This is a genomic window from uncultured Sphingomonas sp., assembly GCF_964237335.1.
Classification (GTDB): domain Bacteria; phylum Pseudomonadota; class Alphaproteobacteria; order Sphingomonadales; family Sphingomonadaceae; genus Sphingomonas.
This window is the reverse complement of the sequence record NZ_CAXSHM010000019.1, coordinates 41,029-63,368: the sequence shown is the minus strand read 5'-3', so window position 1 is coordinate 63,368 and position 22,340 is coordinate 41,029. Positions and strand designations below refer to the sequence as shown.

23 protein-coding genes, 1 tRNA gene and 1 pseudogene are annotated in these 22,340 nt (G+C 67.4%); 8 read left to right on the top strand and 17 right to left on the bottom strand.

The genetic code is table 11. The features are described 5' to 3' along the window. Positions 1–461, top strand: a 461-nt coding sequence (locus tag ACFE65_RS11105) for a transposase (RefSeq protein WP_375382423.1), incomplete at its 5' end; no start/stop codon positions are given. A gap of 151 nt (positions 462–612) precedes the next feature. On the opposite strand, the pseudogene ACFE65_RS11100 reads toward ACFE65_RS11105, so the two are convergent. The 11 genes and pseudogenes from ACFE65_RS11100 to ACFE65_RS11050 form a co-directional block, all read right to left on the bottom strand. Then, positions 613–810, bottom strand: a pseudogene (locus ACFE65_RS11100) (DDE-type integrase/transposase/recombinase); the annotation flags it as partial. 118 nt (positions 811–928) lie between these two features. Beyond that, complete coding sequence (locus ACFE65_RS11095) at positions 929–1,861, bottom strand: IS5 family transposase (RefSeq protein ID WP_375382426.1); 933 nt, start codon at positions 1,859–1,861, stop codon at positions 929–931. Between the two features lie 65 nt (positions 1,862–1,926). Beyond that, positions 1,927–2,835: a transporter gene (locus ACFE65_RS11090; protein ID WP_375382425.1), complete on the bottom strand. Its 909-nt coding sequence runs from the start codon at positions 2,833–2,835 to the stop codon at positions 1,927–1,929. A 32-nt stretch (positions 2,836–2,867) separates the two neighbouring features. Next, a complete protein-coding gene (locus ACFE65_RS11085) occupies positions 2,868–3,239 on the bottom strand; it encodes a YciI family protein (RefSeq protein ID WP_375382422.1) in 372 nt (123 codons plus the stop codon). A gap of 18 nt (positions 3,240–3,257) precedes the next feature. After that, entirely contained in the window at positions 3,258–3,851 is a 594-nt protein-coding gene (locus ACFE65_RS11080; RefSeq protein WP_375382421.1) for a VOC family protein, read from the bottom strand. Continuing rightward, positions 3,848–4,150 (bottom strand): DUF1330 domain-containing protein, encoded by a 303-nt coding sequence (locus tag ACFE65_RS11075; protein ID WP_375382420.1) that lies wholly within the window; start codon positions 4,148–4,150, stop codon positions 3,848–3,850. Before ACFE65_RS11075 ends, ACFE65_RS11080 begins: the two co-directional genes overlap by 4 nt. Positions 4,151–4,175: 25 nt before the next feature. Continuing rightward, positions 4,176–5,219 (bottom strand): YncE family protein, encoded by a 1,044-nt coding sequence (locus ACFE65_RS11070; protein WP_375382419.1) that lies wholly within the window; start codon positions 5,217–5,219, stop codon positions 4,176–4,178. Between the two features lie 77 nt (positions 5,220–5,296). Next, the gene (locus ACFE65_RS11065) at positions 5,297–6,463 is read right to left on the bottom strand and encodes a TIM barrel protein (RefSeq protein ID WP_375382418.1); all 1,167 of its coding nucleotides are present in this window, start codon (positions 6,461–6,463) and stop codon (positions 5,297–5,299) included. Positions 6,464–6,473: 10 nt separating this feature from the next. Next, the gene (locus tag ACFE65_RS11060) at positions 6,474–6,656 is read right to left on the bottom strand and encodes a DUF1427 family protein (protein WP_375382417.1); all 183 of its coding nucleotides are present in this window, start codon (positions 6,654–6,656) and stop codon (positions 6,474–6,476) included. Next, positions 6,653–7,558, bottom strand: a complete 906-nt coding sequence (locus ACFE65_RS11055) for an alpha/beta fold hydrolase (protein ID WP_375382416.1) — start codon at positions 7,556–7,558, stop codon at positions 6,653–6,655. Before ACFE65_RS11055 ends, ACFE65_RS11060 begins: the two co-directional genes overlap by 4 nt. A 148-nt stretch (positions 7,559–7,706) precedes the next feature. After that, a complete protein-coding gene (locus ACFE65_RS11050) occupies positions 7,707–8,618 on the bottom strand; it encodes a LysR family transcriptional regulator (protein ID WP_375382415.1) in 912 nt (303 codons plus the stop codon). A gap of 266 nt (positions 8,619–8,884) precedes the next feature. Here ACFE65_RS11050 and ACFE65_RS11045 point away from each other — a divergent pair, with 266 nt between their 5' ends. Next, the gene (locus ACFE65_RS11045) at positions 8,885–9,457 is read left to right on the top strand and encodes an NADPH-dependent FMN reductase (protein WP_375382414.1); all 573 of its coding nucleotides are present in this window, start codon (positions 8,885–8,887) and stop codon (positions 9,455–9,457) included. A gap of 273 nt (positions 9,458–9,730) precedes the next feature. On the opposite strand, the gene ACFE65_RS11040 is transcribed toward ACFE65_RS11045, so the two are convergent. Beyond that, positions 9,731–10,880 (bottom strand): IS3 family transposase gene (locus tag ACFE65_RS11040; RefSeq protein WP_375382413.1). Its coding sequence is split into 2 segments (ribosomal slippage): positions 9,731–10,616 and positions 10,615–10,880, totalling 1,152 coding nucleotides; the frame shifts between segments, so codons are not numbered across the junction. Between the two features lie 60 nt (positions 10,881–10,940). Between ACFE65_RS11040 and ACFE65_RS11035 the strand changes: the two genes are divergently transcribed. Then, positions 10,941–11,192: a hypothetical protein gene (locus ACFE65_RS11035; RefSeq protein ID WP_375382412.1), complete on the top strand. Its 252-nt coding sequence runs from the start codon at positions 10,941–10,943 to the stop codon at positions 11,190–11,192. 531 nt (positions 11,193–11,723) lie between these two features. Here the strand turns inward: ACFE65_RS11035 and ACFE65_RS11030 are convergent. Then, positions 11,724–11,798, bottom strand: a tRNA-Thr gene (locus tag ACFE65_RS11030). Between the two features lie 85 nt (positions 11,799–11,883). Here ACFE65_RS11030 and ACFE65_RS11025 point away from each other — a divergent pair. Then, on the top strand, positions 11,884–12,042 hold the full coding sequence (locus ACFE65_RS11025) for a hypothetical protein (protein ID WP_375382411.1): 159 nt from the start codon (positions 11,884–11,886) through the stop codon (positions 12,040–12,042). On the opposite strand, the gene ACFE65_RS11020 is transcribed toward ACFE65_RS11025, so the two are convergent. Continuing rightward, positions 12,039–13,868: an aminopeptidase P family protein gene (locus ACFE65_RS11020; protein ID WP_375382410.1), complete on the bottom strand. Its 1,830-nt coding sequence runs from the start codon at positions 13,866–13,868 to the stop codon at positions 12,039–12,041. The genes ACFE65_RS11025 and ACFE65_RS11020 overlap by 4 nt on opposite strands. Before the next feature lie 97 nt (positions 13,869–13,965). On the opposite strand from ACFE65_RS11020, the gene ACFE65_RS11015 reads away from it, so the two are divergent. Both ACFE65_RS11015 and ACFE65_RS11010 read left to right on the top strand, forming a co-directional pair. Then, positions 13,966–15,837, top strand: coding sequence for an APC family permease (locus ACFE65_RS11015; protein WP_375382409.1), 1,872 nt, complete (start codon positions 13,966–13,968; stop codon positions 15,835–15,837). Positions 15,838–15,897: 60 nt separating this feature from the next. Then, the gene (locus ACFE65_RS11010) at positions 15,898–18,069 is read left to right on the top strand and encodes a transglycosylase domain-containing protein (protein WP_375382408.1); all 2,172 of its coding nucleotides are present in this window, start codon (positions 15,898–15,900) and stop codon (positions 18,067–18,069) included. A 7-nt stretch (positions 18,070–18,076) separates the two neighbouring features. Here ACFE65_RS11010 and ACFE65_RS11005 read toward each other — a convergent pair whose 3' ends face one another. Together ACFE65_RS11005 and purE are read right to left on the bottom strand one after the other, a co-directional pair. Then, positions 18,077–19,162, bottom strand: coding sequence for a 5-(carboxyamino)imidazole ribonucleotide synthase (locus tag ACFE65_RS11005; protein ID WP_375382407.1), 1,086 nt, complete (start codon positions 19,160–19,162; stop codon positions 18,077–18,079). Further along, positions 19,159–19,641, bottom strand: coding sequence for a 5-(carboxyamino)imidazole ribonucleotide mutase (purE, locus tag ACFE65_RS11000; RefSeq protein ID WP_375382406.1), 483 nt, complete (start codon positions 19,639–19,641; stop codon positions 19,159–19,161). Before purE ends, ACFE65_RS11005 begins: the two co-directional genes overlap by 4 nt. A 188-nt stretch (positions 19,642–19,829) precedes the next feature. Between purE and ACFE65_RS10995 the strand changes: the two genes are divergently transcribed. Together ACFE65_RS10995 and ACFE65_RS10990 are read left to right on the top strand one after the other, a co-directional pair. Beyond that, positions 19,830–20,558 (top strand): bacteriorhodopsin, encoded by a 729-nt coding sequence (locus ACFE65_RS10995; RefSeq protein ID WP_375382405.1) that lies wholly within the window; start codon positions 19,830–19,832, stop codon positions 20,556–20,558. Beyond that, entirely contained in the window at positions 20,555–21,412 is an 858-nt protein-coding gene (locus ACFE65_RS10990) for a Brp/Blh family beta-carotene 15,15'-dioxygenase (protein WP_375382404.1), read from the top strand. Before ACFE65_RS10995 ends, ACFE65_RS10990 begins: the two co-directional genes overlap by 4 nt. A 121-nt stretch (positions 21,413–21,533) precedes the next feature. Here ACFE65_RS10990 and ACFE65_RS10985 read toward each other — a convergent pair whose 3' ends face one another. Beyond that, positions 21,534–22,337 carry a hypothetical protein gene (locus ACFE65_RS10985; RefSeq protein WP_375382403.1) on the bottom strand — a complete coding sequence of 268 codons (804 nt, stop codon included), beginning with the start codon at positions 22,335–22,337 and terminating at the stop codon, positions 21,534–21,536. Positions 22,338–22,340: the final 3 nt, after the last annotated feature.

Genomic DNA, 22,340 nt, shown 5'->3' with positions numbered 1-22,340 from the left:
TCGACATCGCCATCCCGAGCTTCGGCTATAAGAGCAGCATCGCTATCTGCCGGCGCTATGGCTTCATCCGCCGCGGCAAGGTCACCGATGGTGCTCGCTTCGACGGGCGCATGCTGCGCGATGTGGTGACCAACGACAACACCGCCTCCGACGTGTGGGCCGACACCGCCTACCGTAGCCGGTCCAACGAGGCGTGGCTCAGGTCGATCGGGCGCGTCAGCCGCGTCCATCGCAAGAAGCCCAAGGGCAAGCCGATGCCAGCCCGCACCGCGCGGGCCAACGCCGCCAAATCCACCGTGCGTGCCCGCATCGAGCATGTGTTCGCCCGCCAGAAGGACCAGATGGCGCTGTTCATCCGCACCATCGGCATCGCGCGCGCCGGGACGAAGATCACCCTCGCCAACCTCGCTTACAACATGGACCGCCTGGTCTTCCACGAACGACGAAACGCTACGGGATAACCGTGCCCGGCGACGGTGCTTTCCGGCCATAATGAGCCGGAGCCACCGCTTTCAGACCAGCAGAGAGGCTAACCATGCCCTCGTCACGCCGCTACGCCATCAGGCGAAGCGTTGATGTGGGTGCCCAAGTCGTTGCTGCTGAACTGGCTCCCCCCTGGTCCGTGTTGAAGATCTCGGACTTGCCGCACCGCGCCAGCGCCTCTTTCAGAGCGACGACGCAGAACTCCGCATCCATCGTGTTCGACAGCCGCCAGGCCAGTACTTTCCGGCTCGCCCAGTCCATGATCGCCACCAGATAGAGGAAGCCGCGCCGCATCGGGATATAGGTGATGTCGGCGCACCAGACGTGGTGCAGCCCGCGCAAAATAGCGTCGAGGTGAGTGTTAGTGAACGCACCTCAATACCGCTTTACGATGGCTTTGTTGCATAACTTCTCGGGAGCATGACCGCGCTTTTACTTGAAGATATTATGCGATGCGGACGGTGACCGGCGTTCCCATTCTGGAGAAGCGATTGAGGATTGCAGCACGGACTTTGAGCTTGGTGATCTGACGATCGAAGGTGCGGGCTGCAATGCGGTTGCCCAGGAGCTTGAAGCAATGCATTTTGGTCTCGGCCAAACTGCGGCGATGATAGCCGCTCCACTTCTTCCAGATGGCACGACCAGGCCGCTTTGTTGCGCGTAGCGCTTCATTGCGCCCATCGACGCCGGGGCCGTCCTTCGTCCATGGCCGGCCGTTGCGACGGACCGGGATGACCGCATCGGCACCACGTTCGGCAATGGCGGCATGGCACGCCCTGGTATCGTAAGCGCCATCTCCGCCGACGCTGAGTATCTCCTCGTCCTGCGGGATCTGCGCCAGTAGATCCGGCAGCGTCGGCGCATCGCCAATGGCATTGGTCGTGACTTCAATGGCCCGGATATCCAGCGTTCCCGCGTCGATCCCCAGATGCACCTTGCGCCACTGGCGGCGGTAGGAGGCGCCATGCTTGCGCGTCTTCCACTCACCTTCACCCGTCATCTTATTGCCCGTGCTGTCGACCAGAAGGCGCAGGCCGCCTGAGCTGGGCCGCCCGCCAAGCTCGACCGTCAACGTCTTCTGCCGTCGGCACAGCGTCGTGTAATCCGGCACCGGCCAGTCCAACCCGGCCAGCTTGATCAGGCTCGCCACCAACCCTGTCACTTGCCGCAATGGCAGGTTGAACAGCGATTTCAGCGTCAGGCAGAGCTCAATCGCGCTGTCCGAAAATCGCATCGGCCGACCAGGACGACCACACGGCTTCGACAGCCAGTGCATCTTGGGATCAAACCATATTTCCAGCGACCCGCGCCGCTTCAGCGCCGCGTTATACTCCGGCCAGTTCGTCGTGCGATATTTAGCTGCAGCAGGTTTGGGCATCGCGCCCATCTATCCCGCTCGATTCCCTCAAGGAATCCCCACCGTCAGTTTTGCAACAAAGCCGTTCAGAACGGTCGTTGGAGCCTCAAATTCAGGCTGACGCCCTGAGGCCGGTTGCGCGCGCCGAACTCGACGAATGCGGCCGGCGCCAACGTAACGTTGCCGACGTGCCAACGCGCGACCGGTCCAAGCCCGTAGATCCGCTGACGGCTTTCGGGAAGAGACGCTCTAGCCGAACGGGACAGGCTCAACTGTTGGAGTCCGTATCCGCCGATCCCTAGCCGCGATGCATCGGACAGGGCATAAGAAGCTGACAGGTTGACCGCGACCAGATCGCCCGGCTGAACGCGGATCTGGGCGCAGCCGTTCATTCGCGATGTCGCCGATGCGCTCCAGTCGTAGATCGCCCGGCCGCTGACCTCCCAACGTCGGGATGCACGCCACGTCACCGCCAGATAGGGAGAGAGCTGCCAACCGCCCTGACCGGTGTTGACCGGGCGCACCGGCGCGTGATCGCCAACGGGAGCGACGATCTGAAGGGCCAGCCGCGCGGAGACCGATCCTGGGCCGGGATCGGACCGCGACCATTGCAAAAAGGGCGCTACGGTGATGTCGCTAAAGCCGATATGAACACCCGAGCCGCCCGCCGCGAACTGATTTTCAACGCGAGAGACGGGCACCAGCAGCTCGATGCCGGGGTGCGCCCCCGCGATCGTCGCGTCGGCGACAAAAATGGGATGGACGATGAAGGATGCGACCCGCTGGCGATTGGTTCCCGGCGCCGCACCGCCAGCGGCGTCGGCGAGCCGATCGGCCGTCGAACCGAACGCGATCAACTCCAGCAGCGCACCCGGCCTCCCTTCGCCGTCCAGGATGTTCGTTTGTCCCAGATCGAGCGGCGGCAGTGGCGGCGGTGCCGCAGTCTGCGCGTTGAGCGACGTTGCGAATCCAAGGGCCACAATTCCTGGCAGCATCGACAAGCGCCGCTGATGGGCTCGAAGTGATGTCACCCGAGCGTAGCAGTGCCGGCGACACCGCTGATGCTCACGCTGATCGAACCTTCCTGGATCCGCCAGAGCTTCAATTCGTAGCGCCGCAGACCGTTCTTCACGAGTGGCTCGGCGTCCATGATCGCACGAGCCTCGGCCTCGTCGTCGGTCTTGAGGATGGTCAGGCCTTCGCCGATCGTAACCCCGTCCTGGATCAGCGGGCCGGACAGGAAAACCTGATGTTCGTGCTCCTCCATATAACGGAGATGATCCGCGATCCGCTCCATCATCGTGGCTTCGGGTGCCACGGGATATTGCAGGGCGACGAAGAGCCGCTTCATGAGGCTCTTCTCGGTCAACTTCTTCACATCCTGGGCCGTCGTCGTCATCGATTATTCCTGCCCGTTCTATTTTGGCGTGAGCGACGCTTGCCGCTGGGCTGTGCGCAAACGCTCCGCGCCTGAGCGATCGACCATAGTCGGCTCGGTCTCGGCGCCCGGTTGCGGCCAGTTGGCGAACATCTCCGCATAGCTGTGCGAGACGATCTCGATCGTCGTCCACCACGGGTCGCGCGCATAGGCGAGCCGCCAGGGACGGCCGGGCGCAAAGGCATGGGTATCGCTGTGCCGGTGGCCACCCCGTGCGACGATACGCTCCACGGTGGCGTCGACATCAGGGTGCTGGAGCGTGAAGTGCCACGGTCCTGGACGGCGGTAGCCAATGTCCTTGTCTGGCGGCATCGGCGGAGGATCGAGGGGCTCGAACAGCTCGAGGCCGACGCCGTTGCCGGTCAGCAGGTGCGCCTGGAGCAACCGGTTGAACGCGGGCCCGAATACTTGCCGCGTTTCGGCGGTCGCCTTACCCTCCGCGCTCATCAACCGCGGTCCCATGATGTGCGTGAAGCCGAACAGCTCGGTGTACCAATCGATCGCGGCGAAGATGTCGGGCACGGTGATGCCGACATGGTTCAGGATCAGCGGAGGAGTGTGCCCGCTGCTCACACCGTGTACTCGCCGCCGCCGAGGATCGTGAACTCGTTCTCGCCTGCGCCGTGGCGGCGAAACGCGGCCGCCTCCTGATATTCGGGCGACTCGAAGCAGCGCCGCACGTTGTCGGTCGTGTCGAACTCGATCAGCGCAAAGCGATCGAAATGGTCCGGCCCCTCCATCGTCTCGTAGGGCGCCCCGCGCGAAAGCACGCGGCCGCCATATTTGGCCATGATGGCGGGGATGCGATCCGTGTACTTCTTGTACTGGATCGGATCGAGCTCCTTGGCGCGGGCTAACCAGTAAGCGGGCATGATGCTTCCTTCCGAGATGGGCATGTCAGCCGACGAGCGCAGCCGTTTCGCAGCCCTCGCCGACCTTGAAGTCGAGCAACGCGGTCATTGTCGCCACGTCGACGATCGTGACAGCGCCCGCGTCGTGATCGCACACCCAGGCGGTGCGGCCGTCGGGCGAGAAGGCCATGCTCATCGGGCCGTGCTGGACCAGCAGCAGCGACTGCCGCGCGGGCGCGTCCGCCTGGACGCGAACAAGGCCGGCCGAGGGATAATCGCTGACCATCGCGTAGCGGCCATCCGGCGTCGCCTTGACCCGCCGCTCACGATCGCCGCCCTTCGCCGTCGGACGCGGCAAGCCGGCCAGCATCGTGCTGGACAGCACGGCCTGGGAGCCAGTGTCGACAACGAGCAGCGCCGGCTCCTGGTCGTCGACCGCGAAAAGCCGGCGTCCGTCGGGCGACAGATCGAGCCCGGTGATGGCGTGCGTCGTGTCGATCGTGCCAACTCGCCGGCGTGCGACCAGGTCGAGGACCGGAATGCCGGGCCCCGCGCGGTTGCTGAGGTATGCTTTGCCGCTGCGATCGGCGACGATCCAGTGACCTCCTCGGCCGCCGATCTGGATTGTCCCAATCACCTTCTGCGAGCGAGGATCGAAGCCGACCACGGCCGCACCGATGTCGCAGGTCGCCCAGATCGTGCCATCGGGCGCCTCGGCGAGCCCGTGCGGGGCGAGCACCGCGCCGGTCGACAGGAACCCGACCAGCGTGCGGCGCGCGATGTCGATGATCGCGATCTGATTGCCGGGATGGGGGTTCTGCCCGTAAATGCCGTCGCCGTAGATCGACACGTAAGCATATCGGCCGTCGCGTGCGACCAGCAGCTCGTGCGGGCGCGACGGCAGCGCGAACAGCGCCTGCTGCATGCCGGTAACCGCGTCGTAGAAACCGATCGTCAGAGCAGCCTTGTTGACCACCATCAGCGTCTTGCCTCTTGCCTTGCCGCTGATCCGCCCGGAAGCGTCCGGCGACGGGGCTGGATCGGCGATCGTCGCCTGGATCACGCCGGGCGTGGGCGGTCCAGGTTGCATTTGCGCCCACACCGCACGGGGGAGCAGGAGGGCTGCCGACGCGCCCAGGCCCGTCGTAAGCAGTGCGCGTCGATCGATCATGATGACATTTTTCGATAAATGCGCTCATCCACCGGGCTCGCGAGCAACGGCTGTAATGAGCAACGAAAACGACCGCTTTCATCGCCTGTGAGGTGACGGTCACGATCCTCCTCGCTTCGCCAGGTCGTCAGGAGAGCGAAGTGATTGGCCATCGGCGGCGCTTGCCGGATGATCTCCGCCCGTTCGCACCCAGTTACGTCCGTGAGCAGCGCTGCATGGCGCGCTAGAAGCGCGCTGCCCTGCTCAGCCGGGGCGGCGTGGAGATCGATCATCGCGATCGAGTGGACGGAATTTTGCAACGTGCGGGCCGCCGTGACCCGGTGGTGGGTGCGTCGCAGGAAAGCTATTCCTTCGCGCGCCAACGCGTCGGGCGAGTCCGCGAAGTCGCGCCAACTCCAGGTGGCACCGGCAAGTTCAGGTACCTGGAACGGAAAGCTCTCGATCGCGCAGCCGCCCTGGTAGCCGATCGTCGCTAGTGTGCGAAACAGGCCCGGCCAATCGATCATCCGTCCCGTGCCCGGCGTCCCGCGATCGGTCTCGGACGTCTGCATGTGCTTGAGCCAGGGGCCGGCGATGCGGATCGCGGCGAGCGGGTCCTTCTCTTCGATCGCCATGTGCGCAACGTCGAGCAGCAAGCCGACGCGCGGGTGACCGACCGCCTCGCAAAGCCTGACGCCCTCTGCGGCGGTAGGCAGGAAAAAACTCTCGAACCGGTTCATCGGCTCGATCGCGAGATCGACGCCCGCGGCATCCAGATCAGGCCCGACGGCGGCGAATGCCTCAACCGCCCAACCTAACTGCGCCGCGTTAGGCCGCTCGCCCGTGAACCAGCCGACATGCGCGTACAGGGGGCCGGCCAAGGTCGTCGCGCCGAGGCGCCCCGCCGTCTCGATCGCCTGGCGAAGCCAAGTGATGGCAGAGCGGCGGGCGTCGGGATCATGATGGATGGGGCTCTGCTCGGGGCTCGGAGGCGAGGCGGACAAGGTGCAATCAAGCCCCAGCCGGTTGAGTTCGGCCCTGATCGAAGCTACCGGCAGATCGTTCAGCCGCGAGCAGGCGATCTCCACGCCATCCGCGCCGATCGCTTTTATACGGGCGAGCAGCGGTAGGTGCTGCTCGGTAAAGCAATCTGTCCACATGAAGGTGTTGACCGAAAAGAACATCCTCGGCTCCTCAGCGTCGCAGCAACAGGGGCAGAAGCGTATCGCGAAGCCACGGCAGCACCGCCTCGCCCGCAACCATGCCGAGCAGTCCCGCTAGAGCCACTAGGGGCGGCGCCGGCGATTTCACCCGCAGCAAGGCATACAGCAGGCCGACGCTCAGTCCGACGATCAGCGAGACGAAATAGCTTTTCACGCGCCGTCATGCCGCTGCAGGAACGCCAACAGTCGATCGGTCAACTCCGCAGGCGCTTCCTCCGGGATGAAGTGGCCGCTACCGGCGATTACGTCGGTAGCAAGATTGTCGCACTTGGGGGCGAGCGCCTTGGCCAATGCCTCGCCGACACCATGCTCGGCACCGATCGCCAGCACGGGCATCGCGAGTTTCGGGACGTGCGCGAGCGCCGCGATGCTTTGCGGAACGGCACGGTAATAGGCATAGCCGGCGCTCATTCGCTCCGGCTGGCAGTAGCAGCGCATATATTCGTCGATGTCGTCGCTGCCGATTGCTCCGGATATCCGCGTCTTGGTTTCGAACAACCAATCGAGATAGACTCGTTCGCGGCCGAGGGTTAGCCGTTCCGGAAGATCGGGGACCGCGTTGAAGAAGAACTGGAACACTTGCGGCGCCTTCTCGACGGGAAAGCCCGCTTCGGGCAGTGTACCCGGTATCGCCGCGTCGAGGAGCACGATTCGCTCAAGTCCTGCGGGTGCATTGCAGCTCCAGGCATAGGCGATCCAGGCGCCGACATCGTGCCCTACCAAGGTGTAACGCTGAATGCCTTCTCTCGCGAGCGCATCAGCCATGATCGTGGCAACGTTGGATGTCGCATATTGCGCCACGTCGCCGAGCAGATCGGACTCGCCCAACCCAGGAGGATCGATCGCGATCGAGTAGATGCCATCAGCCGCAAGGCGATCCTGAACGTGGCGCCACGCATGCAGGGTCTGCGGCCAGCCAGCTATCAAGATCACCGGCTTGTCGCTCTCTGGACCGCGCGCGCCGGCCGCCAGCCTGATCCCGTCGGACGTGCTAAATATAAGATTATGTTCGGCCACTTCTGATACTTCCTCGATCGAGCGGCCTCGTTCGGCCACCCAAGCTGGGGAGGTCGGCTGCTCGGCGTCAAAATCATAGATAGGTTAGTGTCAGTCGCTATGACATTGCCCGCAAGTGGAAGGGCCTATTCCACGGGATGGAAGGTTAAGACGGCAGTGAAGTTTCAGCCCGGATGGGTGCAACTGGCTAGGCCAGGATCGGGGCACTTGTCGTGCTTAGCCCACGAGCCAGGAAATCGAGGAACAGCCTGACCCGCGGTGGCAGGTGCGTCCTCGTCGCATAGGTGGCGTAAAGGTTGATGTCGTCATGCGCGAAAGCCTCAAGTACCTCCACTAGCTGGCCCGCGGCGAGATCCTCCTCGACGTCCCACAGCGCCTTCATCGCGAGCCCGCGCCCCTCACGCGCCCACCCGTGGATGACGTCCCCGCTGTTGCTCACCAGCGTTCCGGCGACGTCCAAGAAATGCTCCTCGCCGTCTTTGACGAACCGCCATCGGCTATAGACCTCGCGACCCCGCTCCATCCGGATGCAGTTATGCGCTGCGAGGTCGGATGGCGCGGCCGGCGTTCCGCGGCTGCGCAAGTAATCGGGCGATCCACAAACGACGCGGCGGCTGGACAATAGCTTGCGCGAGATCACGTCGCCATCGGTCGGCCGCTTAGTCTGGATTGCGACATCGAGATCCTCGTTGCGGACGCCAAGTCGCTTTTCGGTGACCAGGTACTCGATCTCGATCTCGGGATGCACCTCGGCGAACGACGCGATCAACCCGGCCAAGCGGCGGCGGCCGATCTCCGGGGGCGCGCTCACCCGCAGGCGACCTTGAGCCGTGTCGACGGCACGTGCAGCTTCCGCTTCGGCCTCGTTGATCGCAGCGATGATCGCGGTCGCCCGATCGCGGAACCTATACCCTTCCTCAGTCAGCAAAAACTTGCGCGAGCTGCGGTCCACGAGGCGCACCCCCAAGCGCGCTTCCAGCCCCGCCAGCCTGCGACTGATTGTCGGCAGGGATGTGTTGAGGCGACGCGCGGCCTCGGTCAGACTGCCGGCATCGACGAGGCGGGTGAACAATCGAAGGTCGCTGATCTCGTCTGCCATGCCATCCTTCCACCTGGTGGAACGATGCCTACCGCGTCAGCGCATTGCACCGCAAGCCTGATACGCCATTTCCTGCATGAAGGCGGGCGGTCGTCACTAAGCTTAAGGGAGCCGTTGCCTCCGCGGCTTTGAAAAGCCCGTTGTCAACGGGTCAGATATCGTCGTCCTCACCGGTCAGTTTGCGGCCGCTGACGCGGCGAAGGCGCAGTCCTGGGCGACGCTGCACGCAGCCGCACATACTTCAACCTTTGTCAGAGGAAAGAACAATGCCTAAACATCACTTGGTCGGAATATCTGGGAGCCTTCGTGAAGGATCCTACAATACCGTCATTCTCAATAGTTTAGCCGAACGTCTGACCGGGACGGCGACGATGGATGTCATCTCGATTGGAGATCTTCCGCATTACAGCGAAGACCTCGATATCGGTGGAGGACCCGAGGCTGTCGCCGCGTTTCGTTCCGTGATCGCGCGAGCCGACGGTGTCGTCATCGCGACGCCGGAGTATAATCACGGCATACCAGGCTCGCTTAAGAATGCGCTCGACTGGGCATCTCGCCCCTATGGACGAGCGGCGCTTTCTGGAAAGGACGTGTTCACGATCACCTCGTCGCCCGGCGCTGTCGGCGGCGCGCGTGCTCATGCGCAGCTGAATGAGACCCTCGCCTCGATCGCCGCGCATGTGGTGCTCAGGCCGCAGTCCGTCGTGTCGGGCGTCGCCAACAGGATTGAAGAGGGCAAGCTCACCGATGAGACGGTGTTGACGTTCCTGCTTGCCGGCGTCGACGATCTACTGCGTAACGCCGGAGCGCCTCGCCTCGCCGATCATGAAGAGGCCTGAGGCACAGGCGATGCAGTCCGGGCGCACTTTCGAACGTGCGGTCACCGTCGGCGGCTCACTCGTCTTTCAACGGCGGGCCAGTTCCAGGCCAGTGGGGCGGAGCAAAAGCAGGCCAGTGACGGTGATGGCCTGACGATATTATTGGTCAGTGGGTATTATCTCGCCGGTGTCCAGGTCGATTACGACACTAGGGCCTGTGGGGATTCACAACGGCGCGTGAATGTGATTCACGCTGTGGATGGACTTGCCCCGTTTAAATGGAGAGGCATTTGCTCAGCGTGATGCGGTTCGTTCGAACTGCGCGGGGCTGATGTAGTTGAGCGCTGAGTGGCGCCGGATCGGGTTGTAGAAGCCGTCGATATAGCGGGCAATGGCCTGCTCGGCTTGGGCGCGGGTGTAGAAGACGGTGCGCCAGACGAGTTCGGACTTGATCGTCTGGAAGAACGTCTCGACCATGGCGTTGTCGTAGCAATTTCTCTTGACCGACATGGAGATGCGGATGCTGTGGCGGCGCAGCTCGGCTTGGTAGTCCACAGAGCAGTATTGGCTGCCGCGGTCCGAATGATGGATAAGCCCCTTGGGCGGACGCCGCATGATGAGGGTTTTGCGCAGAGCGGCCAGCGCCAGATCGCGGTGCAGGCGGTCGCCGGCTGCCCAGCCGACGACGCGGCGGGAAAAGAGATCGATGACCACGGCCAGATAGAGCCATCCCTCCCGCGTCCAGACGTACGAGATGTCCACGCCCCACTTCTGATTGGGCGCCGTCGCGGTGAAGTCCTGGTCGATGATGTTCGGCGCGATCGGCCAGCTATGCTCGCTGTCGGTCGTGCGTTTGAACCGCCGTTTCTGCCGACCACGCAGGCCGTTCTCGCGCATCAGCCGCGCCGTGCGCCGGCGTCCGATGGCGAAGCCATCATCCTGCAACTCGCGCGTCATGCGCGGACTGCCGTAGGTGCCGTTCGACAGCGCGAACGCCGAGCGTACATGCGCCAGCATCACCATGTCACCCTGTTGCCGCCGGCTGGCCGGACGATCCTTCCAGGCGAAATAGCCGCTCTGGCTGACGCCGAGTACCTGGCAGAGGCGGTGTACGGGGAAATCCTTCTTCGCCTGATCGACGAGCGCGAACCTCATCGACTTCCCTCCCGGGCGAAAAAGCGGTCGCCCGCTTCAGTATGTCGCGTTCCTGCCGGAGGATCTCGTTCTCCCGCCGAAGGCGCTTCAGCTCGGCAGTGATATCTGCCTGCGGCGCTTCGCCAGGCATCTCCGACAGCCGATCACGCCGACGGCCGATCCACCGCACCAGCGTCGAAAGGCCGATGCCCAAGTCGTCCGCTACCGCGCGCTGCGTGCGCCCACTGGTCGCCACCAGCCGCACCGCTTCGTCCTCGAACTCCCTCGTAAACCGTCGTTGCTTCGTCATCGAGTTCGCCTTTCACATTACGGGAACTCTCCACTTTTCCGGGGCAAGTCCACCGGCGAGGTGGTTCTCGACATCGGAGCGCTCTGGACCGACCAGGGGTTCGTGGCGGCGGCAGGCGACTACGTGACGCGCGGAGGACGGGAGGCCGGCGCGATAGGCAGGATCGGGCCGCGCCAGGCCGAGATTGTCCTGCGGGCGCCGCTGCGCCTCGACGAGATTGCGACGCTGAGCCGTCCTGGCGACTTCGACAGCCTCGCCAAGACCGCCGGCGCCACCCAGACGAGGAGCGAGCGAACCTCGCAAACAGCCTGATGGTCGCGGGCATCAGGCTCGAGGTTCCCGTCGAACTTAGCGCGGCCGCGACCGCAAGGGTGCTCTCGGCCGTGATCACGCAGATCAGGCTCAGGATGGCGTCGTTCACGCCGATCACCCCGGCGCCACCGCCGAGCGGCGACGATGGCTCTTAAGCGCGACGACGCGCGCCGGGGCGGCGCAGATCGGTTAGCCAGCCGCGTCAACCTGCGTCATCGCTCCGGAGCGCGACCGAATGTGGGGGCTCGCCGGTCTGAATGGAGGGGCGGCCACGCTGATCGGCGCGGAGGGCCAACACCGGCGGGGACGGACCAGTGCTCCGCCAAGCCGCCGCGCCGGTCACCGGCCACGCCGGCCGGCACGCGCGTCGGCACGTCCTGGAGTCGCCTCAAGGCACCGTGGCCCACGGCTCGCCCCGCGCCGGGGGCGGTACGTCGCACGACCGGAGGCCCGGCGACGCCCCGCGGTGAGTGCCCCGTGAGTTCCCATCCGCAGCCGAAGCGGCGAACAGGCCGCTAAGTATTTGAAAAATGGTGCTGCCGGTGAGGATTGAACTCACGACCTCAGCCTTACCAAGGATGCGCTCTACCACTGAGCTACGGCAGCACGTCGACGTCAGCCGCCGCGTCGGCGGTCAAGAGACGAGGCAGGCGGGATTGTCAACCCGCGGGTGATGCGGGAGGAGGGGCGCATGGCCGAAGACCACAGACGCGATCGACTGGCGGCGGCCCTGCGCGCCAATCTGAAGCGCCGCAAGCGGCCCGGCCCGGGCGATGCCCCGGGCGGAGGCGAACCGGACATCGTCGGTACGGACGGTCCTGCTGACCGGACGGGCGGCACCCGACGCTAGCCGATCGGCGCGCACCGCGCCGCGAGCCATGTCCTGTCCTCCCCATCGAGCACCGGGCCGACCGTCGCGGCGACATCGGCGTGATAGGCGTTCAGCCAATCAAGCTCGGCCGGCGTCAACAGGTTCGGATCGATCAGGTCGCGGTCGATCGGCGCGAAGGTGAGCGTCTCGAACCCCAGCATCGCCCGGTCCGCGCCCGGCACTTCGCGGGTCGTGACGAGCAGCAGGTTCTCGATCCGGATGCCGTACTCGCCCGCCTTGTAATAGCCGGGCTCGTCCGACAGGATCATGCCGGGCAGCAGCGGCTCGAACACGCCGCCGCCGGGATAGGAGGGCGGCGCCAGCCGCGCGGGGCCTTCGTGCACCGCCAGATAGCTGCCGACGCCGTGGCCGGTGCCGTGCGCGAAGTCGAGCCCGGCATCCCATAGCGGGCGCCGCGCCAGCGCGTCGATCTGCGTGCCGACCGTGCCGGGCGGGAAGCTGGCGCCGGCGACCGCGATATGGCCCTTGAGCACGCGGGTGAACCGGTCGCGCGTCTCCGCCGTCGGCGGGCCGATCGGCACGACGCGGGTCACGTCGGTCGTCCCGTCCGCATATTGCCCGCCTGAATCGACGAGGTAGAGCTGGCCCGGCTCGATCGGGGCGTCGCTTTGCGGCGTCACGCGGTAATGCGGGATCGCGCCGTGCGCACCGGTCGCCGATATGGTCTCGAACGATGCGTCGAGCAGCGCGCCGGTCTCCTGCCGGAACGCCAGCAGCCTGGCCGCCGCGGACAGTTCGGTCTGGCCGCCCTTGGGCGCCTCCGCCGCCACCCAGCGCAGGAACCGGCTGAGCGCGGCGCCGTCACGGACGCTCGCGGCGCGGTGCCCGGCGATCTCGACCGGGTTCTTGACCGCTTTGGCGAGCACGACGGGATCGCGCGCGGCGATCGGCGTCGCGCCGGCGGTGCTCAGCCGGTCGACGATCGCCGTGACGCATCGGTCGGGATCGGCGGCGACCCGCTTGCCGGCGAGCGCGTCGAGCGCGGCCGGGAACGCCGCGCGCGCATGGAGCCGGACCGCGTTGCCGAGGTGACGGGCGACCGCGTCGCCGACCTTGCCGGGCTCGACGAACAGGTCCGCGGTGCCGTCCGCGTGGACCAGCGCATAGGCCAGCCCGACGGGCGTGTGCGCGACATCGTCGCCCCGGACGTTGAGCAGCCAGGCGATCGAATCGAGCGCGGCGATCACCACCGCGTCGGCGCCTTGCGTCGTCAGCCACTCGGCGACGTCGGCGCGCTTGGCGGCCGAGCCGACGCCCGCGTGCGCGTCGTCCTGCACGGTCAGCGGCGCATCGGACGGCGCGGGACGGTCGACCCAGATCGCATCGATCGGATTGGCGTCGACCGCCACCGGCACGCCCCCGCCCGGCGCCAGCGCCGCGGCCATCTGATCGACCTGGCCGCGCGTGTGCAGCCAGGGATCGTAGCCGATCCGCGCGCCCACCGGCGCATGGCGCCCGAGCCAGGCGGCGACGCTGTCCGCTGGCACGCCGACATAATCCCAATGCGCGCCATCCACCTGGTCGCGCACCTGCAGCGTGTAGCGCCCGTCGACGAAGATCGCCGCCCGATCCGGACCGGCGCCGGCCAGCACGACGGCCGTGCCCGCCGATCCTGCGAACCCCGTCAGCCAGCCGAGCCGCTGCGCGTAATCGCCGACATATTCGCTCAGATGCTCGTCCGTCAGCGGAACGACGAAGCCGTCGAGGCCCTCGCTCGCCAGGTGCGCGCGCAGCGCGGCGAGGCGATCCGCATAGATGGGGCCGTCATGAACGGGGTCGGGCATCGCAGGTCTCCGGTCGGGGTGGCTGGCTGGTGCCAGATTCGGGCCCTCGCGCCAATCGGGGCTGGACATACGGCGCGCGCCGGGCCGTTGTGCCACCGTGACCCTCGTCGACATCCTGCTGGGCCGGCGCCTGGCCAATCGCGAAGGCGGCGGGCAGAAGATCGGCTGGATCGCCGGCGTCCCCGCCATGGGCCTCGATGGGCTGGGCTCGGCCTCCTATGGCCCCGAGGCCGCGCTGACGATCCTGGTGCCGCTGGGCGCGCTCAGCCTCGCCTGGATCGGCTGGGTGATCGCGCCGATCGTCGCGCTGCTGGCGATCCTGTACCTGTCGTACCGGCAGACGATCGTCGCCTATCCGTCCAACGGCGGCGCCTATACGGTCGCCAAGGAGAATTTGGGGCCGGGCGCGTCGTTGCTGGCGGCGGCGGCGCTGATGGTGGATTATGTCCTCAACGTCGCGGTCGGCATCTCGGCCGGGGTGGGCGCGCTCATATCCTCGGTGCCCGCGCTTCATGCCTGGACGCTGCCGCTGTGCCTCTGCGTACTCGCGCTGGTCGCGGTCGCCAATCTGCGCGGGACGCGCGAGGCGGGGCTGCTGTTCGCAGCGCCGACCTATCTGTTCGTGTTCAGCTTCCTTGCGCTGATCGCGCTGGCGCTCGTGCGGCTGTGGACCGGCCACCCGCAACCGGTGGTCGCGCCGCCCAGGCTCGCGGCGGGCACGCAGGCGGCGTCCGTCTGGCTGCTGATGCGCGCCTTTGCCGCCGGCTGCACCGCAATGACGGGGGTGGAGGCGGTGTCCAACGGGGTCAGCGCGTTCCGCGAGCCGGTGATCCGGAACGCGCACCGGACGCTGACCGTGATCTGCCTGTCGCTCGGGCTGCTGCTCGTCGGCATCGCGATGGTGGCGCACGGCTATGCGATCGGCGCGATGGACCAGACGCGGCCCGATTACCAAAGCGTGCTGTCGCAGCTCGCCGCCGCGATCGCGGGCCACGGCGTGGTCTATTACGTCGCGATGGCGAGCCTGCTGGCGGTATTGTGCCTGTCCGCCAATACGAGTTTCGTCGGCTTCCCGCGCATCTGCCGGCTGGTCGCGCTCGACGACTATCTGCCGCGCTCTTTTGCGCTCGCCGATCGGCGGCTGGTGTTCTCGGTCGGCGTCGTGTTCCTGACGGTCGTGGCGGGGGTGCTGCTGGTCGCGTTCGGCGGCATCACCGACCGGCTGATCCCGCTGTTCGCGATCGGCGCGTTCCTGACGTTCACGATCAGCCAGATCGGCATGGTGGTGCACTGGCGCCGGCAGGCGGGGCGCAACGCCGGCCGGCTGGCGATCAATGCCACCGGCGCGACCGTGACGATCGTCGCGCTGGTCGTGATCCTGGCGGCGAAGTTCCTGGAGGGCGCGTGGATCGTCGTGATCGCCGTCCCCGCCATCATCCTGATGCTGGCGGGCATCCACCGCCATTACCGCCGGCTCGGCGAGCGGCTGGCCGTGTCCGGGCCGTTCGCGGTGGAGGAGACCGAGCCGCCGACCGTGCTGGTCGCCTATGAGGACCGCACCGCGATGACCGACCGCGCGCTGCGCTTCGCGATGACATTGTCGCCCGACGTGATCGCGGTGCACCTGATGAAGCTCGCCGGGCCCGAGGCCGAGGAGCAGGTCGCGCCGCTGCGCGAGGCGTTCGAGCGCGAGATCGCCGGTCCGGTGGCGGCGCAGGGCATCAGGCCGCCGCGGCTGATGATGATCCCGGCGCCCTATCGCGAGATCGCCGGGCCGGTGCTGGAGCTGGTGGACAAGATCGACGCGGACACGCCGGGCCGCTCCGTGGCGATCCTGATCCCGCAACTGGTGCTGCGCCACTGGTGGGAGCGGCTGCTCCACGGCCGCCGCGCGTCGCGGCTGCGGGCCGCGCTGCTGGCCAAGGCGGGGCCGCGCCTGATGGTTGTCACCTCGCCGTGGCAGGGCTGACCGTGCGCGCGATGCCGACCGGCTTGCGGGCGCTGTCCTAGCGGAGTAATACAGTGCAGCATGGCGATCCCCGAGCATCTGCGCGCCGAACAAGTTGAGGAACGCTATCCCGTCTATCGGCGGCTGAGCGGGGACGCGGCGCTGCCGGACTTCGACGAATGGTCCGATGATCCTGCCGCGCATGACCCTTTCGGCCCGCCGGAGCTGCCGCCTCGCCGACGCCGGATCAACTATTGGCGCTGGGCGATGCGGGGGCTGGGCGCCCTCGTCGTCCTGTTCGTGCTCGCGGTCGGCTGGCTGGCGATCACCGCGCCGCTGTCCAAGTCGCTCAAGCCGCCGACGCCGCCGTCCGTCACGCTGACGGCGGAGGACGGCACGCCGATCGCGCGGCGCGGCGCGGTCATCGGCGCGGCCGTGGACGTCAAATCGCTGCCCAGATACGTGCCCGGCGCCTTTATCGCGATCGAGGACCGCCGCTTCTACCACCATTGGGGCGTCGATCCCCGCGGCATCGCGCGCGCCTTCTTCCACAACGTCCGGTCGGGCGGGGTGCGCGAGGGCGGCAGCACGATCACGCAGCAGCTCGCGAAGAACGCGTTCCTCGATTCCGACCGGACGGCCGGGCGCAAGCTGCGCGAGATGCTGATCGCCTTCTGGCTGGAGGCGTGGCTGACCAAGGATCAGATCCTGTCGCGCTATCTGTCCAACGTGTATTTCGGCGACAATGTGTACGGGCTGACCGCGGCGTCGCGCCATTACTTCGGCCGCGCGCCCGCGGACCTGTCGGTGGGGCAGGCGGCGATGCTGGCGGGGCTGGTCAAGGCGCCGTCCAGGCTGGCGCCGACGACCAACCTGCAGGGCGCGCAGGACCGCGAGATGGTGGTGGTGGGCGCGATGCGCGCCACGGGCATGCTGACGGCGGCAGAGGCCGCGGACGTGGAACCGCAGCGCGTCCGGCACGAGGGGGCGGCAACGCTGCCCAACGGCACGTACTTCGCCGACTGGGTGCTGCCCGGCGCGCGCGACGAGGCGGGCGGGATCCGCACGGAGACGACGGTGCGCACGACGCTCGACCGCCGGCTCCAGGTCGCGGCCGAGCGCGCGGTGCGCCACGCCGGACTCAAGCGCGCGCAGGTCGCGCTGGTGGCGATGCGGCCCGACGGGCGGGTGGTCGCGATGGTCGGCGGCAAGGATTATGCCGACAGCCCGTTCAACCGCGCGACGCAGGCGCGGCGCCAGCCCGGATCGACGTTCAAGCTGTTCGTCTACCTCGCCGCGATGCGCGCCGGGATGACGCCCGACAGCATTGTCGAGGACGAGCCGGTGACGATCGGCGACTGGAAGCCGCACAACTCCGACCGGCATTATCGCGGCCCGATCAGCCTGCGCGAGGCGTTCGCGGTCTCGTCCAACGTCGCCGCCGCGCGGCTGACGCAGCAGGTGGGCGTGAAGGCGGTGATTCGCGCCGCGCGCGATCTGGGCATCTCGACGCCGATCCCAGACGAGGCGACGATCGCCTTGGGCAGCTCCACCGTGTCGCTGCTGGAACTGACCGGCGCCTATGCCGCGATCTCCGCCGGCAGCTATCCGGTGCAGGCGCGCGGGCTCGCCGACATCCAGCAGAAGAGCTGGTATCAGTCGTGGACCAGCCCGAGCCATGCGATCGACGGGCACATCCGCGACGAGATGATGCAGTTGCTCGCCGGCTCGGTCGACAGCGGCACGGGGCGGGAGGCGGCGCTGTCGGTGCCGACCTTCGGCAAGACGGGCACGACGCAGGACAATCGCGACGCGCTGTTCATGGGCTTCGCCGGCGGCCTCGTCTGCGGCGTGTGGGTGGGCGACGACGACAACAAGCCCAACCCCGGCCTGTCGGGCGGCGGCGTGCCCGCGCGGGTGTGGCGCGCGTTCATGGAACAGGCGCTGAACCTCGCGCCCCGCGTCCGGCCCGCGGCGGTGGCACCTGACGAGGCGATCGATCCTGACGCGCTGCCGGGTGACGATGACAAGGGCGATATCGGGGGCGATACCGGGGGCGAGAGCAGGGGCCCGAACGCGGCAGGGCCTGCGCTGGGCGTCGAGGGCAACGTCAAGGCGTTCGGCCTCGACCTCCATGTCGGGCGCGACGGCAGCGTCGGCATCACCCGCTCGCGGGACGAGGAGCGCAGGGCGCCGGCGCGGGAAGAACGGCGGCCTCGGGAGAGCCCAGAGGCGCCTGAGCGGGAAGACTGAGCCGGCGCTATCGCACCAGCCGCGTCACATGCCCCATCTTGCGCCCGGGCCGCGCGCGCGTTTTGCCGTAGAGGTGCAGGTGCGCCCCCGGCTCGGCGAGGATCGCGGGCACGCGGTCGACGTCGGCGCCGATCAGATTCTCCATCGCGACGCCGTTCGCCGTCAGCGCCGTATCGCCCAGCGGCAGCCCGGCGATCGCGCGGATGTGGTTCTCGAACTGCGAGGCGACCGCGCCCTCGATCGTCCAATGGCCGGAATTGTGGACGCGCGGCGCCATCTCGTTGAACACCGGTCCGTCCGCGGTCGCGAAGAACTCGCACGCCAGCAGCCCGACATAGCCCAGCCGGTCGGCGATCCGCCCGGCGAGCGCCGCCGCTTCCGTCCAGTGGCGCGCGATCTCGGCGGGGGCGGGCAGCGTCGAGCGGATTAGGATCGAATTGCGATGCTCATTCCACGGCGGCGGATAGCTGACCATCGAGCCATCGTGTCCGCGTGCGAGCAGGATCGAGAACTCGTGGCTGAACGCGACCAGCCCTTCGAGGATCGCCGGCCTCCCGCCGATCGCCTCCCACGCCGCGTCCGCTTCGGCTGCGTCTTCGATCCGGACCTGCCCCTTGCCGTCATAGCCCATGCGCAGCGTCTTGAGGATCGCGGCGCCTCCGCCAGCTGCGCCGCCGATCATGGCCAGGGCATCGCCCAGCTCCTCGCGCGTCTCCACACGACGCCAAGGCGCGGTGCGGCCGCCGATCTCCTCGACGAACGCCTTTTCCTCCGCCCGGTCCTGCGCGATGCCCAGCGCGGCGGGGGCGGGGTGCACCGGCACCTTACCCGCGAGGTAAACCACCGGGCCGAGCGCGATGTTCTCGAACTCATAGGTCACGACGTCGCAGCCGTTGGCGAAGTCGTCGAGCACGATGCGGCTGTGGTAGTCGGCGCGGGTGAAGGTGGACGCGGTCTGCGCCGCGACGCTTTCCTCGTCGGGTGCCAGCACATGGGTGCGATAGCCGAGCTGCGCCGCGGCGACCGCCAGCATCCGCCCGAGCTGGCCGCCGCCCAGGATGCCGATCGTCGAGCCCGGTGGAAGCGGCGTCACTCGGGCATCTCCGCCACGCCGTCGGTCTGGGCCGCGCGCCACGCCGCCAGCCGCTCGGCGAGCGCGGCGTCCGACAGCGCGAGGATCGCGGCGGCGAGCAGCCCGGCGTTGATCGCCCCCGCCCTGCCGATCGCCAGCGTCCCCACCGGCACGCCGCCCGGCATCTGCACGATCGAGAGGAGGCTATCCATGCCCGACAGCGCGGCCGATTCCACCGGCACGCCAAGCACCGGCAGCGCCGTCATCGCCGCCGCCATGCCCGGCAGATGCGCCGCGCCGCCCGCGCCCGCGACGATCACCTTCAGGCCACGCGCCGAGGCGCCCCTCGCATAGTCGTAAAGCCGGTCGGGCGTGCGGTGCGCGGAGACGACCCGCGCCTCGTGCATCACGCCCAGCACGTCGAGCGTCGCGGCGGCATGCCGCATCGTCTCCCAGTCGGAGGTCGATCCCATGATGATGCCGACGAGGGGCTGCGCCATGCCCGGCCGCGTAACGATCACGCCGCCGCGGGGCAACCGTCCGCGGCGGTTGTCTGCCGCGATGAACGATAGGCGAATATCAGCACCGAACGGGTCGAAATGGGTAAAATACCCGCCCGGCGGAACAGTGCCCGATCCGGACTGTTCAGGAAGTCGGTGCACTCCGCGCGAACAACAGGGGAAGACCCATGGATTTCACGCCCTTCCTGGTCGGCTTCGTCATCATGTCGCTGTCTAGCCTCGCCATCTACGCCAAGGGCTCGAAGGCGCCCGCGGCGGTCGATCAGACCTATATGCATGCGACGGTGCCGTTCATCGCCGCCACCTCCTATCTGGCGATGACGTTCGCGATCGGTGACATCGTCAAGCTCGACGGCACGGTGACGTTCGTCGCGCGCTATCTCGACTGGACGTTCACAACGCCGATCTTGCTCGCCGGACTGGTGCTGACCGCGTTGCATGGGCGGCGCGAGATGTCGGGCTATCTGATCGCCATCATCACGCTCGACGTGCTGATGATCGTGACCGGGCTGATCTCGTCGCTGGCGGTGGCACCGGTGATCAAATGGATCTGGTTCGGCTGGTCGTGCGCGGCGTTCCTCGGCGTGCTGTACATCCTGTGGGTGCCGCTGCGGACCATCAACACGAAGTTGGGCGGCGCGATGACCGGCGCGTACCTCAAGAACGTCACCGCGTTGACGGTGCTGTGGGTGTTGTACCCGGTCGTGTTCGCGGTGGGGCCGGAGGGCCTGAAGTCGGCCTCGACCGATGCCACGTCTTGGGCGATCCTGGTGCTCGATGTCGCCGCCAAGGTGGTCTACGCCTTCTATGCGGCGAGCAACGTCGAGCGGGCACTGGCGGATACCACGACGTCGCGCGACGGGCAGGCCGCCGATCCGTACGTCGGCCGGGTGTGATCGCCGGGCGCGCCCCGTCCTGGCGATGGGGCGCGCTGATCGCGGCGGGTATGGTCGCATCGGTGCTGCCGGTCCCGGGCCAACTTGTTTTTGCGGCCGGTGCAGTCGCGGTCCTTGGTCTTCCGCATGGCGCGAGCGATCTTGCGGTGGTGCCTGGGCCTAGGCGGGTATCGTTCCTGCTGGCCTATGGGCTGGTGATCCTGGCAGTACTGGGCTTGTGGCTGATGGCGCCGCCGATCGCGCTGGTCGGGTTCCTCGTTTTGTCGGCAGTGCATTTCGCGATCGACGGACGTGATGTCGACCTGGCGAGCGACCGGAACGCCGGCTGGGGCCTCGGCGCGCTGCTGGTGGCGGGTCCGGCGTTGTTGCACCGGCAGGCGCTGTCCGGGCTGTTCGCATCGGTGGTCCAACCGGAGGCGGCGACGATGCTCGCGGGTGCGATGCAGGTGGTGGCGATTGTCGCGCTGGTGCCGGTTATCCGTGCGCTGATGGCCGACAGGCCGATTACGGGATCCTCGCGCGTCGAGGTGATCGTCGGCCTCGCCGCAACGCTGATCCTGCCGCCGCTGGTGGGGTTCGCCTGCGGTTTCGTGCTGCTCCATGCTCGCGGGCAGACGCTGGAGCGGCAGCGCGACCTGGGTTGCGCGAGCCTGCGCGACTATGGCCATCGGATTGCGCCCGTGCTGCTGGGCGCCGTCATGGTGCTCGCCGGCGTCGTATTGTTGTTCACTCGCATCGCGCTCGACGGCACCGCGATGCTGTTCGCCTGCATCGCCGCACTCGCGGTGCCGCACATGCTGGTGACGCCCTTGTGGCGGCGCGAGCGGTACGGGAACGCCGTACTGGCGGGGTAAGATAATCGACGACGCTCCCTCGTTGCGAGGAGCGAAGCGACGCGGCAACCCAGCGGTGCGCCCGGATCGATGGGTTGCTTCGCTCCGCTCGCAAAGACGTTCGAGCCGACGCCGCTGGCACCTAGCCGCCAAGTTCCGCCAGCAGGTCCGCCGCGGTCGTCACGCGCGGCACAAAGGGCTCGACCGTGCCCGCCGCCTTCGCCTCCGCCAGTCGTGCGCAGAAGCCGGCGGGGTCGCGGATGTCGAAACGCCACAGGATGGGCGGCGCGCAGTCCCACCAGTCGCTCGCCAGCAGCGCCTCCGCCACGGCGGCGGGGAAGCGGTCGCGGATCGGGCGCGCGGGAACGCCGCCGACGGTCGTGTAGGGGGCGACGTCGCGCGTCACTACCGCGCCTGCCGCGACCACCGCCCCGTGGCCGATCGTCACGCCGCGCGCGATCCGGACGTGGCGGCCGATCCACACGTCATGGCCGATCGTGACCGCGCCGCCGAACCGGTCGGGGAAGGAAGCGGGCGCGGGCATGGCCCCACCGGGGCTACCGCCGAAATCCTCGTGCCCATAGCGGATGCCCGGATAGCCGAAGTCGTACGTTACCATCGACTGGGTGACCCACTCGCTCGGATGCCGCTCGCCCAGCATCTCCACGTCGCTCGCGATCGACGTATAGCGGCCGACGCGCACCCGGCCGAGATACGCGCTCGTCTCGGCATAGGAAAAGGCGCCGAGGTCGTAGAACTCGGTCTGCTGCGGAAAGCTCGCATACGCCTCCACGCGTACCGCCTTGGGAAACACGATGTGGTCGCGCGGTGTGGGGCCGATCCCGATCCGCCGCGCGCGTAACGCCTCCTGTACGCGGGGGCTGAGCGCCAGGCCGATCGCTTGATCGTCCTCGAACAGCAGCTCGGGGACTGCCCCGCCTGTCACGTC